Genomic DNA, 14515 nt, shown 5'->3' on the forward strand with positions numbered 1-14515 from the left:
GGTAATCTCTCCTTTAACATTTCATAAAAAAACTTTGCCCGAAACCGCGTCCGGACAAAGTCATTTTACACTGTTTTCTATTTCAGTTCAACTTACAATTGGATCCCGAACATCTGCAGCACCCAGCAGATCAGTCCCAATGCCCAGCTGGCGAAAATTCCGTACAGGATCACAGGTCCTGCAATGGTGAATATCTTGCAGCCGATACCGAATACCTGTCCTTCTTTCTGGTATTCCACCGCCGGGGCTGTCACGGAATTGGCAAAGCCGGTGATGGGTACTAAGGCTCCTGCACCTCCCCATTTGACGATCTTGGGATAAATATGCAGTGCCGTGAGTACCACCGATGCAAACACCAGGATCAGGGAACACCAGCTGCCTGCCGTCTGGGGATCCATTCCCAGCACATTGCCGGTATAGTTCAGGATTCCCTGCCCAATACAGCAGATGATCCCACCGGTCAGAAACGCTTTTCCCATCTGTGCCCACAGATTGTGGGTGGGGGTCACCGATTTGACATACTGTTCGTATTCCTGCTTCTGCTGATTGCCCTGTTTTGTTTCTTCCTGTTTCATAGATGTACCATGCCTTTCCGCCGCCCGGCCGCTTGCACGGCAGGCAGACTCTGTGACTGCTCTCTCTGATAACAGAATGTCCTTTTTCACTCTTTTTATGTATGCTTCTATTTACAAATTTTCTTTTAACACAGTTTTCTTCCATAAAAACAGACTTCTCAGCAGCTCCGCGATCTCTGCCACGGCGGTATCCATATCATTTCCGGTATCCGTGATCTGTTCCGCATCCATAAGATTATGATCTTCTGCCAATGTCTTGTGCACCATATCCGGTGTCGCCACCATCTGCTGCAATTTCACCGCGTCATAATAATACCCCGGTGTCACATCCACCGGAAGCCATCCAATACCGTCGAAATAGACCTCCGCCCAGCAGGATCCTGCGGCCGCGGAACGCGTTATCCGCATTCTGTTCCCGATTCTCTGTTGTCGTTTTCTCTTCGATACTGCCTTCCTCTGCCAGAGGCAGCTGCAAAAACACGGTGAAATCCGAGCCCTTATCTTTCAGACTCTCTACGACGGTTTCTCCGCCCATGAGCTGTACCAGCTGATCCGTGATGGCCATACCGATTCCGGTGTCATGTACCCGGATCATGAGGTTCACACCGTTTTCCTGTAAAAAAGTCTTTTCTTCTTTCCTGTGGTTCTGACTGTCCACCGGATTCCGGCTCCCCATCTTTTTCCGAAAAAAAAGAACCAGAATTTTGTTTTTTCTTTGGTATTTTTTCAGATTGTAAGCAATTACACTGTTTGACGCTCTCTTTTTTTCATGCGATAATGGGCGATGAGTATAAATTTTATTTCATGAGGGAGATTATTATGAAAAAAAGAACAAGGAAAAAGTTACGGGCCCTTTGGGGTCTGCTGCTGGTCCCCGTGGTTCTGACCGGGTGCCGCATCCGTACCACGCCTATGGGCGTATTTGCACAGATCCTGGAGTATGCCGGACAAAACAATTCGCAGGCATCCTCGTCTCACGGTCATGGTACTTACCATACCGAATCACAGCCGTCTTCCACCCCTATTCCCCAGATGGATTACGACTCGCTGGATGCTATCGGTGAGGTCCAGACCATCATGGTCTATCTGGTAGGCTCAGATCTGGAATCCGATTACGGTAATGCCAGTCTGGATCTGGACGAGATGGAAACGGCCGGAGTGGACACAGCGCACAATAATATTCTGGTCTATGCCGGTGGTGCATCCGAATGGCAGGACCGCGGCCTGTCCAGTGACGAATGCACCGTCCTGCTGTTGACCGACACCGGTTTCGTCCCCGTGGATACCTATCCGGCGGAAAACATGGGGGATCCCCTGACTTTGAGCAGCTTTTTAAATTACGGTTTTGATTTCTTCCCGGCAGATTCCTACAGCCTGATCCTCTGGGATCACGGCGGCGGACCAGTGCTGGGCTACGGTGTAGATGAGAATTTCCGTGACCTTCTGACGCTGGATGAACTGTCCGAGGCGCTGGAAGATTCCGTGGGTGCACACATGACAAAACTGGAATGGATCGGCTTTGATGCCTGCCTGATGAGTTCCCTGGAAGTGGCTTCCGTGCTGGCTCCCTACGCCAACTATATGATTGCCTCCCAGGAGACCGAACCCGGTTGGGGCTGGAATTACGATTTCCTGTCAGAGCTGTCCGATGAGGTGATCCCGGGCGATGTCATGGGGGAATATATCGTGGATTCCTACATGGATTACGGGGAATACGTCTTCAACATCTATCCGAATCTGTATTCCGACCTGACGCTCTCCTGCGTCGATCTGAGCGCCTATGCTGAAGCCGAAGAAGCTCTGAACGATTATTTTGCGGAACTGGACACTTCTCTGGATGTGCAGAATTACCCCAGACTGGTGCGTAACCGTGCACGGGTGAGAGACTTCGGTACTTACTCCTCCGATATGAATTACGGCATGGTGGATGTCCTGCATCTGTTAGAACTGGTGGGGAATGATTCTGAAGCCGCACAGGCTGCCACAGAGGCCGTAGAAAACTGTATCGTCTATTCCGACACCAACATGGACAATGCCGGAGGAATCTCTATCTGCTATCCTTACCAGACGGATACGGATTACCGGGATGCCTGCATTGAAATGTTATATTATCTGGACTTTGCTCCCAATTACACCCGTTTTCTGGAAGACTTTTACGCCATTGAAAACGGTGACACCCTGCTGGCAGATCGAGAGATCTCCAATGCGGAGACTTCCGTCACCACCCAGAACGACGGTGCTTACGATGAATCCGACATTACCGTGCAGCTGACCCCCGAACAGCAGGCGAACTTTGCCTCCGGCGGCTACTACATCCTCTGCAAAGCCAGGGACGAAGGCTATATTACCGCGGAGGAAGACGAACGTGCCGATGATATGTATCTCTTCATTCAGGGAAGTACCCGTGTGACTCTGGATGAAAATGGTTTCTTACATGCTGCTTACAAAAATAACGCTGTCTACATGCAGGATCAGGACGGTCTCTCCGATATTCCCATGATCCTGACAGAGACCGATATCAGCGACACAGAGAATCGTTATCTGGCACATGCGGTGCTGATGAATTATACTGACAACTGGGAATCCCAGACGGCGAAAGTACAGATCGTCGTCAGCGACGAATATCCCGATGGTATCATCCGTAGTGCGATTCCTCTGGATCATGACGATGCGGAATTGCAGAGTGCCAGCAAGCAGTTGATCCATCTGGATGACTATGAGACTATGTCCTTAGTGGCAAGATGCAGCTACGTGACCCGGGATGATAACGGTAATCTGTTGAACTTCTTCGACTGGGAAAAATCCGGCTGGATGATGGGCTTCGATGTGGATCTGACCGGCGATTATCATACCGTGGTACAGCCGCTGGATCACCCGGAAAATTACGTATGCATCTTCTTCATGAAGGATTCCCAGGGGAATACCTCTTATTCCGAAATGATTCCACTAAAATAAGGGAAGGTCAGCTTTCCAGCTCTTTTCCTTCTCTTCCTGCTTGTTCGATCAGGGTCTTATCCACGTCGGTCTCGTAGTTTTTGATGGAGACTTCGACGGGGGTAGGATCCTTGGTCAGGCGCCTGCCACCGACATGATTGAAGAAAACGATAATGCCAGCTGCCAGCCCAAGAGAATAGAATACTTCCAACGTATTCAAGCCTCCGGGTTCAGCACCCATGGCCATCCGGTACACTTCCGTGAAAACCTCATTGATTCCCACATCATTATGGTAAGCCATAATCGTATAGGCTGTACCGAAAAAGCTGATCAGGCACACAAAAGCAGCCTTGATCCACTGCTGCCAGCCTTTGTGTCTGTTCACACAGATCCATTCCACCAGCACATCTGTCTCTCCAACCACCTGCACATCGATCTCCGGACAGATTTCTTCCATAAGACTTACCAGTTTCAGACAACTGATCACACATCGTTTTTCGCCGTCCTTGGGAAAATGATAAATTTTGATGGCTTTTAGTTTTGCCTGCAATACCGGATCCTGACAGCGAATCTCTGCCACATCTTTCAGGAAAACATCCTGTGCCTGCACCTCCGCACTTCTGTCACATTTCAGATAAACCGTCTGCTGCTTCATATACCCTGTCCCTTCCTGCCGTTTCTGCTCTGCATAGACATATTTTCCCAGATTGTCCATATCATTTGTGTGCTTGCTCCCCCGGAAGAATTTCCTTGCTTATTGCACGGTCCGATGCAGTTCTGTGGCAAAATAAAACAGTGACCCGCAGATCTTTCCCGCTGCCATCCCCAGAATGGCCCCGCCCAGCCCGTGGCGGAAAGAGATTCTTCTGGCAAAAATAGGAATACTGTCCAGCATCTCAGCAATGGCCAGCGCCAGACAGCCGATGAACATTCCGGCAAACAGCCCGAAAACCGCCTGTGCTCCAATGCCCGCTGCCGTCCACAGCCTCATCTGTTCCGGGAAGTGTTCCCGCAGATAATTTCCCCACTGACTGTACTCTGGGAAAATCGTAACAAAACATCCCGCCAGCGTCCCGAAAATGACCATTTCCTCATAGAGAAGTACATAACGTGCGGTATGGGTCTTGCCTGCGAACCGGGGGATCAGCCCCACCGCCACCAGCACTGTAAACACTCCGGCTGCCGACAGCAGGCCGTAACTGGCCCCGGTTACTATGAGCAATAATTGTCTGATCAGCATCTCCGTTCCCCTTTCGCAAAGTTCTGCTCCCGGCAGTTATCAAAGGATCTGCAAATGATCTTTTTCTGCACACAATAGAATATCCCAAAACCGAAAATCATATACGGATGGCACTTTTTTCCAAAATGTGCTATACTATCTTTATGTATGTGCAGACGCTGCCCCACTTACTGTTTGCGCCGTTTTGAGTGAAGAATTTTAGATTTCAAAATATATGTGAGGTTTTACAACTATGAATACAGCAGATACGACTGAAAATACAGAAAAAAAGACGAGTGCACTTCCCGCGAAAAAAGTCTCCGATTCCGAGACACATCAGCTGCATGTGGTCATTCATCCGGATATCAACGGTTTCGGGCGCCTGTTCGGCGGAAGACTATTAGAGTGGATCGACGAAGTAGCCGGTGCCACCGCCAGACGTCACTGCGGCAGAGACGCCACCACCGTAGCCATCGATAACCTGTATTTTAAATCCGGCGCTTATCTGAATGATATTATTGTGCTGATCGGCAAGGTCACCCATGTGGGACACACTTCCATGGAAGTCCGCGTGGACACCTACCGCGAAGAACAGGATGGTACCAGACACCCTATCAACCGGGCTTATTTTGTCATGGTAGCTATGGGAGACAATGGAAAACCCACCCCGGTTCCCGGCCTTATCTTAGAGAACGACGGGGAACGCATGGAGTGGGATAATGCCATTAAGAGAAGAGAGTTACGATTAGTTCGTAAGAAGGAAGGATTCTAAATCCGATTCTCGTCGCATCCGCAGATCGGAGAACTCAGAAATCTTCGATCTCCCGGATAATGGATCAGCGGTTCGATCACATTATGGTAATTTTCCCGATACAGGTCATCTCTGATCCAGAAGATTTTTCCGTAATCCTCGTGTATCTGAAAAGAGATAAACTTTTTCATGATTCTTCCTTTTCATTCTCTGAAAGCACGATCACCAACCGCTTTGGCGGCAATGTATCCGCATCGGGATTATCCTCCATACCGATTCCATATACGGGCCTGTCATCGTATTTCTCCGGTATGTCATCTCTGTACTTATACATTTCACCGGACCAGTTGTCTCTGTCCACTACAGAAAAATATCCGAATATCTGTAAATAAGGTTTCAAATCCCGAAACAAAAGCTTTCCTTCCGTACTCCGGGCAATATCTCGGGGTTTCTGATACAATACGATCTCCACCCGGTCGATCCGGTAAGGAACACGTCTTCCGTTTTCTTCTGTGAAAAATCTTTCTTTAAAGATTCTTTCCAGCAAAAGTTCTCTGCATCTATCCAGTATCCCTTCCCACGAAACTCCGGATACAGCACCGGAGATATCTTACAGGTATTTTCTTTGACTTCCAACGCAACATAACCGGGAATCAGCCTCTTATGTTTACTTCCCTCAAGGAACCGCTCTTTTTCATCCTCTTCTTCCAACTGTGTCAGTTCTACCTTAAGATCCTCCCTGTAGAAATAATTCCTGTACATAAATATCCTCGTCCCGTTTTCAGGCGTAAAATCGCTCTTTTGTCTCCAGACAGAGACAGGCAAGTCTTCCACCGGCAAAGCCACATCCGCAATCTAAGAGATATACGTTATGTCTGTCGTTGCACCAGATGGAATTGCCCGGCTCGTCCAGATATCTTCTGTCCTTCTTCCACACAATGCTGTCCGTGGGCGTATGACCGCACATGGAGATATATCCATCGATACCTTCAAAGAAAAAGCAGTCAATATCCATCGTCCCCCGCATGTAATATCGGTCCTCTTCCCGGACATCCGGATGGGAAGTCATGGCATGGGCAAACAGATATTTCTTTCCCTCCAGCTCCAGTTCCTTCTGTAGCGGCAGTCCCTTGATCAGATCAGCAATGTTCCGCATGTCTACTTCGGTAATACGCTGTCGCAGCAGTTCAAAACTGTTGTAACCATAGGGAGCTAATTTGTGCCGTTTTTTCTCCGGAGTATTAAAGTACTCATAAGTATAATTTGCCAGCCAGTCATCGTGGTTGCCTCGTATCCAGGAGCACTTTCCCTGCAAGCCGGCAAGGGCACAATATACTCCGAAGGGGTCCGCAGTTTCTCCACCCCGGTCAAACACATCACCAAGGACGATCAGTTCATCATCCCTTGTGATATTGATCTGCTTTAGGATCTGTTTCAGTTTCTTCAGGTCGTTATGTATGTCGCCGATAACATAATGCATATCCTTCCTCCTTTTCTCATTTCCTTCGGTAGCACTTCTGATATCTGTCGAGCTTTCTGGAAGCGGGATCGCTCCTTGCTTCTGTTCCCCTTCGCCTCATATACCGGCGTATGCTTATAGCTTCTACTCATTCAGACTCCTTAATATACTTTGTCCCATATAGTTTCTGCCTCACCCGCGAACCCGGTGTGCTCTCTGCTTCTCATCCTGCACCTCTTCCATCTCCGGAAAATCTGCCTCCAGATACAGGGGATTCGGAAAAACTGATATTCAAAGCGGTCCTTTCTCTGGGATCCACCCGCTCCTCTTCCTCCGCAGGAATCTCGCAAGAATCCCATGTCAGACATTCTCCACCGGCTTTATGCATGCTGTTCCCGCTGCTTATTCCTATGCATTTCTCCCTGCCGGGAAGTTCTGGCTGTAATAGTCCTCAAATTTCACCTGAAATGCAATTCTGGACCGCATACCGAGATTTCTGTCAAGGAACCCCTGCATAGGTTCCGGGTACCCGGCAAATATCACAATGACATCCTCTCTGTGGTTTTCCATTTCCCGAAGCAATGTCGTAATAGCGATCTCGCCTTGCAGAGAATATGCTTCATCAATGAATAATACGCCTCCTTTTGCTACTTCCCGGATTTCCTCCGAATATCATATGCATCATAGATGCCTGATAATGCTTTCCTCCCCGTCTCTTCCTCTCTTTCTCCACAACATCTATGGCAATATTTTTGTAAATAAGTGGTAGTATATATAGAAAATAAAATGATTTTTGGATATGGGGATATGGATAAGGTTATAAAAAATAGTAGAATTTTTCTCTCTCGCACAAGATGAATAGAAGCCCGTTAAGGGATAGGAAAACGCCGAAAACCCGCATGAACACTACGTTTTTGTGAGTTGTCGGCGTTTCTTTTACCCTCTGTTTTCATGGTGCTTTTTCCGTAAATGGTGCCCAAATGGTGCCCAAATTCCACGCGGGCATATAAAAGGTTGTAAAGAGCAGTAAAGAGATACAGCGGTTAAAGGTCTATTTCGCTGTGTTTTTTCTTTGCTGCCCGTTTTCCTTTTTTCGGCTCGGCTTCCTTTGGTTTCTCCGGGGCTGCTTTTTCCACCGCGCTATGGTAAGCGTCCAAAACTTCTTTTTTTCGTTCAAGCCGCACGTCCACATAACGGGCGGTAACAGCTTCAAAGTTCATGGAAAGCCCAAGCGACGCGCCGATACCCGCAAGCGTATGCCCCAAGACTTCGCCAACCGTATAGAAGTCGCCTGTCAGTTGGTGCATATTGGTCGCTGCCGTATGTCGTAAATCGTGAAAACGAATGTGCGGCATATCCAAATCTTCAAGCAGCTTTCCAAATTGAGAGGACACCCACGACGCGGCGATAGGTGCGCCGTCCGGCTTTGCTACAACAAGGTCATTGTCATAGTAAGGCTTTCCGTCTTTTGCTGCCTGTTCTTTCTGTACTTCCTGCATGGCAAGCTGTTTGAGGAAGAACGGGCGGGCAAGCTCCGTAATGGGTAGCTTTCTGCCGTTGGATTTCGGCGGTGCCATTTCTTCAATGACTTTTGTTTTTGGCGGTACCTTGAAAGGTAGCTGCTCGGTAACATCAAAGGTGTTGTTCTCCAAATCCACATTGCGCCAACGCAAGCCTAAGATTTCAGAACGGCGCATACCGTAAAGCCCGCCCAAGATAACAGGCATTTCCCAAACAGTACCCTCGACGCGCTGCATTAAGGCTTTCACCTGTTCCGGCGTGTAAGGGTCAGGGGTCTTGTCGCCTTTCCCAAACTTCGTAAGGGTATCTTTTGCCGCGTTGGTTTCGATATAGCGGTATTTGCGGGCATGGCTCAACGCCACACTCAAAACACGTTTTGCCCCGGCTGCGGTGGACGGCTTCAAGCCTTTGTCTATAATCTGCTGAAACATCTTGTCTACCATAGCAGGGGTAAGCTGATTGAGGGTAACGCCGCCGATATACGGATTGATATAGTTTGCAATCGTCTTTTTATACCCGTCATAAGTAGAGGGGCGCAAGTTCACTCTTGCATAGCTTTCCACCCAGTCATTGAGATAGGCAGCGACAGTCTGTTTCCTCTGTGAAGTAATAGAAGCAACTTGCCCCGGATTTTGGAGCTTCGTTTTCATTTCCGCTTCATGCTGTGCTGCTTCCTTTTTGGTGGCAAAGCCCTTTTTTGCATACGACTTCTTTTTTCCGTCCGGGGCGGTGTACTTTATGTTTACGTCGTAGACTGTGCCGGGTCGTCCGGTCAGTACGCCGTTGCTGTCGCGTTTGTTTTTTACCTGTCTTGTTGAGATTGCCATAACTTAACCCCCTTGCTCTGCCGGGGGCTTTACGGCGGTTTTCGCTCGCTCGTACCAATCCCATATAGCGGTATCGGCAATCAAGCGGCGGTTTCCGTTTTGAACGTATTCCAGTTCGCCGTTATCCATAAGCTCGCGTAATTTATTTTCTCCAATACCGCTAACCTTGCTCATTTGCTCTACTGTTTTCAGCATAGGCAAAACAGGGGCGGCATGGTTTGTAGTTTCCTTTTTAGCCATAGGAATACCCCCTTTCAAAATGGCTCAAAGGTATGTTTTTGAATAAAAGGGGCTTTAATCGAACGGCTATTAGCATAGCTCCACGAGAATTTCACTCCTGCGTGGTTCTCACGCAGCCCTACCCATTGCCTGCGACGCTTCTAACGCTCGGACTGTGGCTGTAAGGGAGTATCATTATCCCTCTTGTGTGTCGTCGCCCGCAAGCTGCTGACTTGCTTTGCGGTGTAGTGTTGTTCGCTCGTTCCCGAAAGGGAAGTCATGGCGCACCCGCCGTATGGCTCGGCACAAAAGGAACGTATCCGATTTGCCCTATACTGCGTCGCCGTTCTCTTGCGCCGCTTTCTTTTTCAAAGAACAAGATGGCTGTTCTGCTTGCCGTAAAACGGAAAAGGGGTTACAAGACGTTTTACGGTCATGCTCAACTATTCATCAGCCCGAAATGTGAGGATAGCCCTCATCAGTCTTGCTTGCAGCCGTTCCCGTATGTCCTCGTCAACGCCATAGTAGACATTGCCGCGCTCGTCGTAGAGCTTCCGCATGGACAGGCTCGCTATGTAGCCGCTGAAATGCTGCAAGACTATTTTCATAGCGTCCGGGTCGCCTTTGCTCGCCGCCACAATGACGGGATAGGGAACAAGGGCGATTTCCGGGTAGTCGGATTGTTTACCATTCTTCCCATTCATCAGCGTGTCCCTCCAAATATTTCTTTAACAGTTCAAAAGAGCTTGTCCGTCTGTACTGTATCGTGCTGCGCGACGTATTGAACATCTTTCCGATTTCCACGTCGGTCATGCCCTCGAAATAGTACAGCAGGATAGCAGTCCTTTTTTCCTCCGGCAAAGTGCGGATTGCTTCAAGCAGCAGTTTCGGGGTTATCTCTTTTCCTGCCATTTGATAACGCGGTTCAGCTTCTTCGTCTTGAAAATACTTGTCAACGGTGTAAAGCTGCCGTTCCTCATGCAAGGCAAGGTCGCAAAACGATACTTCCCGTTTCCTGCGTCGCCGGATTTCGTCGTGGGCGTTGCACGCTTCGTTGTGCAGCACCCGTTTACAGAAACTTTGAAAGGCACATTGCTTTTGAAATTCTCTGCGATTAGGTTCCATGTTCTCACCTCCTTTCTGTCGAAAGGTGGTAGTACCTCCCCTTTTCGCGTGATAATACAGACGACTTTTTCAAACGCCGGACGAAAGCAAAAATTTCTTTGAAAAAAGTTCTGTAAAATGCAAAATGCGCCCATCTGCAAGGCGCAGACAGACGCAAAGGAAACATAAAAAGTATTTAGATGATGTGATTGTTCATCTTTATGCCCGAAATACCCCGTTGCAGGGGATAGACTTTTTTTGATAATTGGGGGAATGTCGATTTGTGTCGATAAGTTGATAAGTGCATGGCGGCTACCTCCTAAAGCCGCCATGCCTTTACATGGTAGAGGGTCGTCGTTGGAATTTAGATGGATAAAAAGAAACGGCGGCTCTGATAATCAAAGCCGCCGAAATAGAGTAGGCGCGTGAAAATGTGTCTGCTCTGCGACGGCTTTTTTTCTTTTGCCGTCGTCCGGCAGATGAAATCATTTAGTTAAATAGTCAGATTCATCTATTGTTTTAAGAATATAATTCACATCATCATATCTTGAAGAATCCGATTGAGAGCCTAAACTACATATTAAAAATTCCTTTCCATGTTGTTGATAAAGAACAACTAAATTATAGTCATTAGATAAGGAACCTGTCTTGATACCTTTAACATTTTCATTGTAATATTCTGATGTTTGGTCAAGAAAAGTATTAGTATTCCTCCATGTCTGCGTACTTCCGTCAGGTAAAGTAGCTGTATAATTACTCTTTGAAACAATATCTCTAAACCATTGCTTCTCTAAAAGGTGAGTAGATACTGATTTTAGGTCTGAAACGGTAGTGAGAGCATTGACATCATATCCGCTTGGGTCATATAAAATTGTGTTTTCATACCCTTGATTTTGTAAGTAATTATTTAGATGTTCCATAAAAACATTAATACGTTCTTGACTATTCTTAGCTTGTGGTGAAAGAATAGAACCACAATAATCCGCGACTACATAAGCAGCGTCATTTCCAGATGGAACCAACATGGCAGCAAACAAATTGTGGAGAAAATATTTTTTCGCGTCTATATTCGCAACAGATGAACCAGGTTTAGTTAATTGGATTGCTTCATAATTTGCAGGAACAATACTATCTAAATCCGCAAGTGTTGCTGCGTATTCAATGACAAATAATTTGGCTAAGCTGGCAGGAAGCTGTTGCTCGTTTTCTCGCTTTGAAATAAATATATTGTCATTAGAAAGGTCAACTAATATGAGGGATTTTGCATTATAAAAATCTTGAAAGAAAATTCCATTCAGCCAAGAGTTGATTTTATTCTTCTCATTGCGAAAATTGTCAGGTTTCATTGCCCACGGTATGAAAAATACACCTGCTATCGTTACAGCAGTAAGGAAAACAAAAAATATTCCGAAACGAGACGTCCTTCTCTTGTATTTTCTTTTCATAAATTGCACCTCCGACAGTAATCAGTCAGATTTAATAGGTAAATCTAATTGGCATAATTTGCTCTTATACTTTCTGTAAATCCAGAGGGGTCACCTAATTTTGCTTTATCTATATTTTCGCGCAAATAATTACGAGTTGCGTCATCACACCGGTCTATTCCCATATATGGCATGTCGAAGGCTTTTTCCAATTCTTCTAATGCTTTTTCGGCTCGCTCTGGATCTGTATTATAAGTATCAAGCCATTCTTTCATCCATGAATATTCCCACAAATAAGAAGCTCTCGTTTCTCCATAACCAACCTGAAAGGAAGCTCCTGTATCTTCATCTTCCAGTTTATCAGGAAGTGCAATGCCATCAGGCCAATTCAAACTGTCAATGGTTGCAAGATATTCTTCTTCAATGTGTGCAAAATCCGTGAGTCCTCTTGAAGTAGAATTTGTTTCAGAATTTGAACAACCTGTAAACATCAGACATACCAATAAAGAAAGCATTGCTCCTAAAAAAATCGTTGTTTTCATAGATAATATTTTCATGTTTTTCCTCCAATTTTATAAAATTTATTTTATCTAAGCGCCAATGCAGGTTCAAGCTTTGCAGCTTTTAACGCTGGCAATAGTCCTCCAAGCAACGCTACAACAACGGATGTTATAACAGCTACCACTGCCGAAAGAATAGGATATTCCAGTGCCGCTACGGGAGAATCCACAGGCAGAAATAACCCCATGCCTTGAACCAAGAAAAAGGATATCAGGATTGAAACAATACAAACAAACACTGATATAGTTAATTGTGCGCCTAACACTAAAGTAACAATATTCGCACGAGAAGCGCCAATCGCCCGTCTAATTAGTAATTCGTGAGTACGTTGTTCCAAGGATGATAACCCTATGTTAATTTGTCCTAATACAGAAACAAATAACAATAAAAATGATGTTACCAAAAGTCCTAATTGAAGTACAGAAAGTACGGAATTATAAGTATCTCCAATATCACTTTTCCCTATGATATCCAAATTTCCTCCTATTGTATCTTCTAAAATGTCATGTAATGACGAATACATCTGTCTCATGGTAATTCCCGCTTCTGAATGCCAATGAACAGTTGCATTTTTTACTTTCCACATATTCGGAACAAGTAGTTCTATTGAATGGGCGTCAAGATATACAGTTGGTATATCTGTCCCGTCATTCACAGTACCTACCACATTAAATGGTGTTAATGAAAGACTACTTTCTACATTTCCAACAGCATATGAAGTATCAAAATAATTCTGTGCTGCTTTATTTACTACCATGCACAGCGTTTTATTTATTTCCGAAGAATCAAACCAATCCCCTGATGACATAGGCAAATTATAGATTTTGTTATATGTGCTTGTAGTAAAAACAACATCTACGGGTACAGTCTTTTTGTAAACAGTGTCACTTATGTCTTGTAGAGAAGAGACAGACGCTACTGGAGCAACTGTTATCTCTTCCAGCATGGAAAAGGTAACAGCCACAAAATGATCAGTATTGTAAATTTCTCGAAAAAAATTCTCCATTTTAATGGTATCTTGAAAATCTGATCCTGTAATTGAAAAAGAATATGTAGGACTCCATCCATACATCTGTGCATTGACAGAAATCAAATATTCTTTACCAAGCGTTCCCACCAAGACAGAACTAATCATTGCAATAATTCCTACAAACATCGATATACCTGTTAAGATATTTCTTAGAGGAGAAATACGAAGGTCTTTAAGAATCATATTTAACACATTGAAGCCTCCCTCCGTCCATTTCAAAAATTGTATTACAAGTCTTTGCAATATCGAGGTCATGAGTTACTATTAAAAGCATAATGCCATTTTTAAGCACAACTTGATGTAAAAGGTCCATAATTTGTTTTCCGGTTTTTTTATCTAAAGCACCAGTAGGTTCATCACATAAAATGGCTTCCGGCGATACTGCAAGTGCGCGGGCAATCGCCACTCTTTGTTGTTCGCCTCCTGATAAATTAGATGGATAATCATTTTCTTTTCCTTCTAATCCAACACTTTGCAAAAGATTTCGTATTGCTTCTTTCCGCTGTCTTGTATTCATTTTCTTTTTGGAATAAAGTAAAGGAAGCTCAATATTTTCCCAAACTCTTAAATGTTTAATTAAAGAATAGTTTTGAAAAACAAAACCGATATTACTTGCTCGAAGCATAGATAGCTGGCTATCTGTTAAAGTGGAAACAGACATACCATTATAAAGAAATTCGCCTTGATATGAGTGGTTGAGTAAACCTATAATTGATATAAGGCTTGTTTTTCCTGAACCCGATTTGCCTACAATAGCATAGCTGTTTCCTCGCTTTAGTTCCATATTTGCTTTGTTTACAGTTACTAAGGTATCACCATTATTCAAATTAACAGTCGCTACCAAGTTTTTTATTTGAATTAAATTTCCTCCATTCGTTTTTTCCATGTTAC

Annotated in this window: 19 protein-coding genes; 2 read left to right on the forward strand and 17 right to left on the reverse strand. The window is 45.3% G+C overall.

The window, feature by feature from the left end:
* Positions 1-92: 92 nt before the first annotated feature.
* From OCV96_RS05650 to OCV96_RS05660, 3 genes are all read right to left on the reverse strand, one after another.
* Positions 93-575, reverse strand: a complete 483-nt coding sequence (locus OCV96_RS05650) for a SpoVA/SpoVAEb family sporulation membrane protein (protein WP_262593768.1) — start codon at positions 573-575, stop codon at positions 93-95.
* A gap of 111 nt (positions 576-686) precedes the next feature.
* Positions 687-908: a hypothetical protein gene (locus OCV96_RS05655; protein ID WP_262593770.1), complete on the reverse strand. Its 222-nt coding sequence runs from the start codon at positions 906-908 to the stop codon at positions 687-689.
* The gene (locus tag OCV96_RS05660) at positions 880-1233 is read right to left on the reverse strand and encodes a hypothetical protein (RefSeq protein ID WP_262593771.1); all 354 of its coding nucleotides are present in this window, start codon (positions 1231-1233) and stop codon (positions 880-882) included. The genes OCV96_RS05655 and OCV96_RS05660 overlap by 29 nt, the downstream gene beginning before the upstream one ends.
* 161 nt (positions 1234-1394) lie before the next feature.
* On the opposite strand from OCV96_RS05660, the gene OCV96_RS05665 reads away from it, so the two are divergent.
* Positions 1395-3530 (forward strand): clostripain-related cysteine peptidase, encoded by a 2136-nt coding sequence (locus OCV96_RS05665; protein WP_191835470.1) that lies wholly within the window; start codon positions 1395-1397, stop codon positions 3528-3530.
* 7 nt (positions 3531-3537) lie between these two features.
* Here the strand turns inward: OCV96_RS05665 and OCV96_RS05670 are convergent, their stop codons facing one another.
* The gene (locus OCV96_RS05670) at positions 3538-4224 is read right to left on the reverse strand and encodes a stage V sporulation protein AA (protein ID WP_022313039.1); all 687 of its coding nucleotides are present in this window, start codon (positions 4222-4224) and stop codon (positions 3538-3540) included.
* 39 nt (positions 4225-4263) lie between these two features.
* Complete coding sequence (locus tag OCV96_RS05675; RefSeq protein ID WP_022313040.1) at positions 4264-4749, reverse strand: stage V sporulation protein AB; 486 nt, start codon at positions 4747-4749, stop codon at positions 4264-4266.
* A gap of 232 nt (positions 4750-4981) precedes the next feature.
* Here OCV96_RS05675 and OCV96_RS05680 point away from each other — a divergent pair, with 232 nt between their 5' ends.
* On the forward strand, positions 4982-5500 hold the full coding sequence (locus tag OCV96_RS05680; RefSeq protein WP_022313041.1) for an acyl-CoA thioesterase: 519 nt from the start codon (positions 4982-4984) through the stop codon (positions 5498-5500).
* Here OCV96_RS05680 and OCV96_RS05685 read toward each other — a convergent pair.
* From OCV96_RS05685 to OCV96_RS05740, 12 genes are all read right to left on the reverse strand, one after another.
* On the reverse strand, positions 5497-5670 hold the full coding sequence (locus OCV96_RS05685; RefSeq protein ID WP_182427106.1) for a hypothetical protein: 174 nt from the start codon (positions 5668-5670) through the stop codon (positions 5497-5499). The genes OCV96_RS05680 and OCV96_RS05685 overlap by 4 nt on opposite strands.
* Positions 5667-6026 (reverse strand): hypothetical protein, encoded by a 360-nt coding sequence (locus OCV96_RS05690; RefSeq protein WP_262593772.1) that lies wholly within the window; start codon positions 6024-6026, stop codon positions 5667-5669. Before OCV96_RS05690 ends, OCV96_RS05685 begins: the two co-directional genes overlap by 4 nt.
* 234 nt (positions 6027-6260) lie before the next feature.
* On the reverse strand, positions 6261-6959 hold the full coding sequence (locus OCV96_RS05695; protein WP_022313042.1) for a metallophosphoesterase: 699 nt from the start codon (positions 6957-6959) through the stop codon (positions 6261-6263).
* Between the two features lie 387 nt (positions 6960-7346).
* A complete protein-coding gene (locus tag OCV96_RS19595) occupies positions 7347-7598 on the reverse strand; it encodes a P-loop NTPase family protein (RefSeq protein ID WP_262593882.1) in 252 nt (83 codons plus the stop codon).
* Between the two features lie 383 nt (positions 7599-7981).
* Positions 7982-9286 (reverse strand): tyrosine-type recombinase/integrase, encoded by a 1305-nt coding sequence (locus tag OCV96_RS05705; RefSeq protein WP_117613365.1) that lies wholly within the window; start codon positions 9284-9286, stop codon positions 7982-7984.
* Between the two features lie 3 nt (positions 9287-9289).
* Positions 9290-9526, reverse strand: coding sequence for a MerR family transcriptional regulator (locus tag OCV96_RS05710; RefSeq protein WP_065532041.1), 237 nt, complete (start codon positions 9524-9526; stop codon positions 9290-9292).
* A 422-nt stretch (positions 9527-9948) separates the two neighbouring features.
* Positions 9949-10209: a helix-turn-helix domain-containing protein gene (locus OCV96_RS05715; RefSeq protein WP_022263773.1), complete on the reverse strand. Its 261-nt coding sequence runs from the start codon at positions 10207-10209 to the stop codon at positions 9949-9951.
* Positions 10190-10630, reverse strand: coding sequence for an RNA polymerase sigma factor (locus OCV96_RS05720; RefSeq protein ID WP_065532039.1), 441 nt, complete (start codon positions 10628-10630; stop codon positions 10190-10192). The genes OCV96_RS05715 and OCV96_RS05720 overlap by 20 nt, the downstream gene beginning before the upstream one ends.
* A gap of 464 nt (positions 10631-11094) precedes the next feature.
* Positions 11095-12054 carry a D-alanyl-D-alanine carboxypeptidase family protein gene (locus OCV96_RS05725; RefSeq protein WP_005422939.1) on the reverse strand — a complete coding sequence of 320 codons (960 nt, stop codon included), beginning with the start codon at positions 12052-12054 and terminating at the stop codon, positions 11095-11097.
* 44 nt (positions 12055-12098) lie between these two features.
* On the reverse strand, positions 12099-12590 hold the full coding sequence (locus tag OCV96_RS05730; RefSeq protein WP_227235243.1) for a hypothetical protein: 492 nt from the start codon (positions 12588-12590) through the stop codon (positions 12099-12101).
* A gap of 29 nt (positions 12591-12619) precedes the next feature.
* Complete coding sequence (locus OCV96_RS05735; RefSeq protein WP_005422943.1) at positions 12620-13807, reverse strand: ABC transporter permease; 1188 nt, start codon at positions 13805-13807, stop codon at positions 12620-12622.
* Positions 13797-14510 (reverse strand): ABC transporter ATP-binding protein, encoded by a 714-nt coding sequence (locus OCV96_RS05740; RefSeq protein ID WP_005422944.1) that lies wholly within the window; start codon positions 14508-14510, stop codon positions 13797-13799. Before OCV96_RS05740 ends, OCV96_RS05735 begins: the two co-directional genes overlap by 11 nt.
* Between the last annotated feature and the right edge of the window lie 5 nt (positions 14511-14515).

The sequence above is a fragment of the Waltera acetigignens genome, assembly GCF_025567015.1.
Taxonomy (GTDB): domain Bacteria; phylum Bacillota; class Clostridia; order Lachnospirales; family Lachnospiraceae; genus Acetatifactor; species Acetatifactor acetigignens.

Excerpts from the sequence above, each read along its gene's own strand:
- OCV96_RS05695 (WP_022313042.1), bottom strand. The coding sequence starts at position 6,959 with ATGCATTATGTTATCGGCGACATACATAACGACCTGAAGAAACTGAAA.
- OCV96_RS05725 (WP_005422939.1), bottom strand. The coding sequence starts at position 12,054 with ATGAAAAGAAAATACAAGAGAAGGACGTCTCGTTTCGGAATATTTTTT.
- OCV96_RS05740 (WP_005422944.1), bottom strand. The coding sequence starts at position 14,510 with ATGGAAAAAACGAATGGAGGAAATTTAATTCAAATAAAAAACTTGGTA.
- OCV96_RS05670 (WP_022313039.1), bottom strand. The coding sequence starts at position 4,224 with ATGGACAATCTGGGAAAATATGTCTATGCAGAGCAGAAACGGCAGGAA.
- OCV96_RS05665 (WP_191835470.1), top strand. The coding sequence starts at position 1,395 with ATGAAAAAAAGAACAAGGAAAAAGTTACGGGCCCTTTGGGGTCTGCTG.
- OCV96_RS05685 (WP_182427106.1), bottom strand. The coding sequence starts at position 5,670 with ATGAAAAAGTTTATCTCTTTTCAGATACACGAGGATTACGGAAAAATC.
- OCV96_RS05680 (WP_022313041.1), top strand. The coding sequence starts at position 4,982 with ATGAATACAGCAGATACGACTGAAAATACAGAAAAAAAGACGAGTGCA.
- OCV96_RS05710 (WP_065532041.1), bottom strand. The coding sequence starts at position 9,526 with ATGGCTAAAAAGGAAACTACAAACCATGCCGCCCCTGTTTTGCCTATG.
- OCV96_RS05730 (WP_227235243.1), bottom strand. The coding sequence starts at position 12,590 with ATGAAAATATTATCTATGAAAACAACGATTTTTTTAGGAGCAATGCTT.
- OCV96_RS05675 (WP_022313040.1), bottom strand. The coding sequence starts at position 4,749 with ATGCTGATCAGACAATTATTGCTCATAGTAACCGGGGCCAGTTACGGC.
- OCV96_RS05735 (WP_005422943.1), bottom strand. The coding sequence starts at position 13,807 with ATGATTCTTAAAGACCTTCGTATTTCTCCTCTAAGAAATATCTTAACA.
- OCV96_RS05720 (WP_065532039.1), bottom strand. The coding sequence starts at position 10,630 with ATGGAACCTAATCGCAGAGAATTTCAAAAGCAATGTGCCTTTCAAAGT.
- OCV96_RS05650 (WP_262593768.1), bottom strand. The coding sequence starts at position 575 with ATGAAACAGGAAGAAACAAAACAGGGCAATCAGCAGAAGCAGGAATAC.
- OCV96_RS05705 (WP_117613365.1), bottom strand. The coding sequence starts at position 9,286 with ATGGCAATCTCAACAAGACAGGTAAAAAACAAACGCGACAGCAACGGC.
- OCV96_RS05715 (WP_022263773.1), bottom strand. The coding sequence starts at position 10,209 with ATGAATGGGAAGAATGGTAAACAATCCGACTACCCGGAAATCGCCCTT.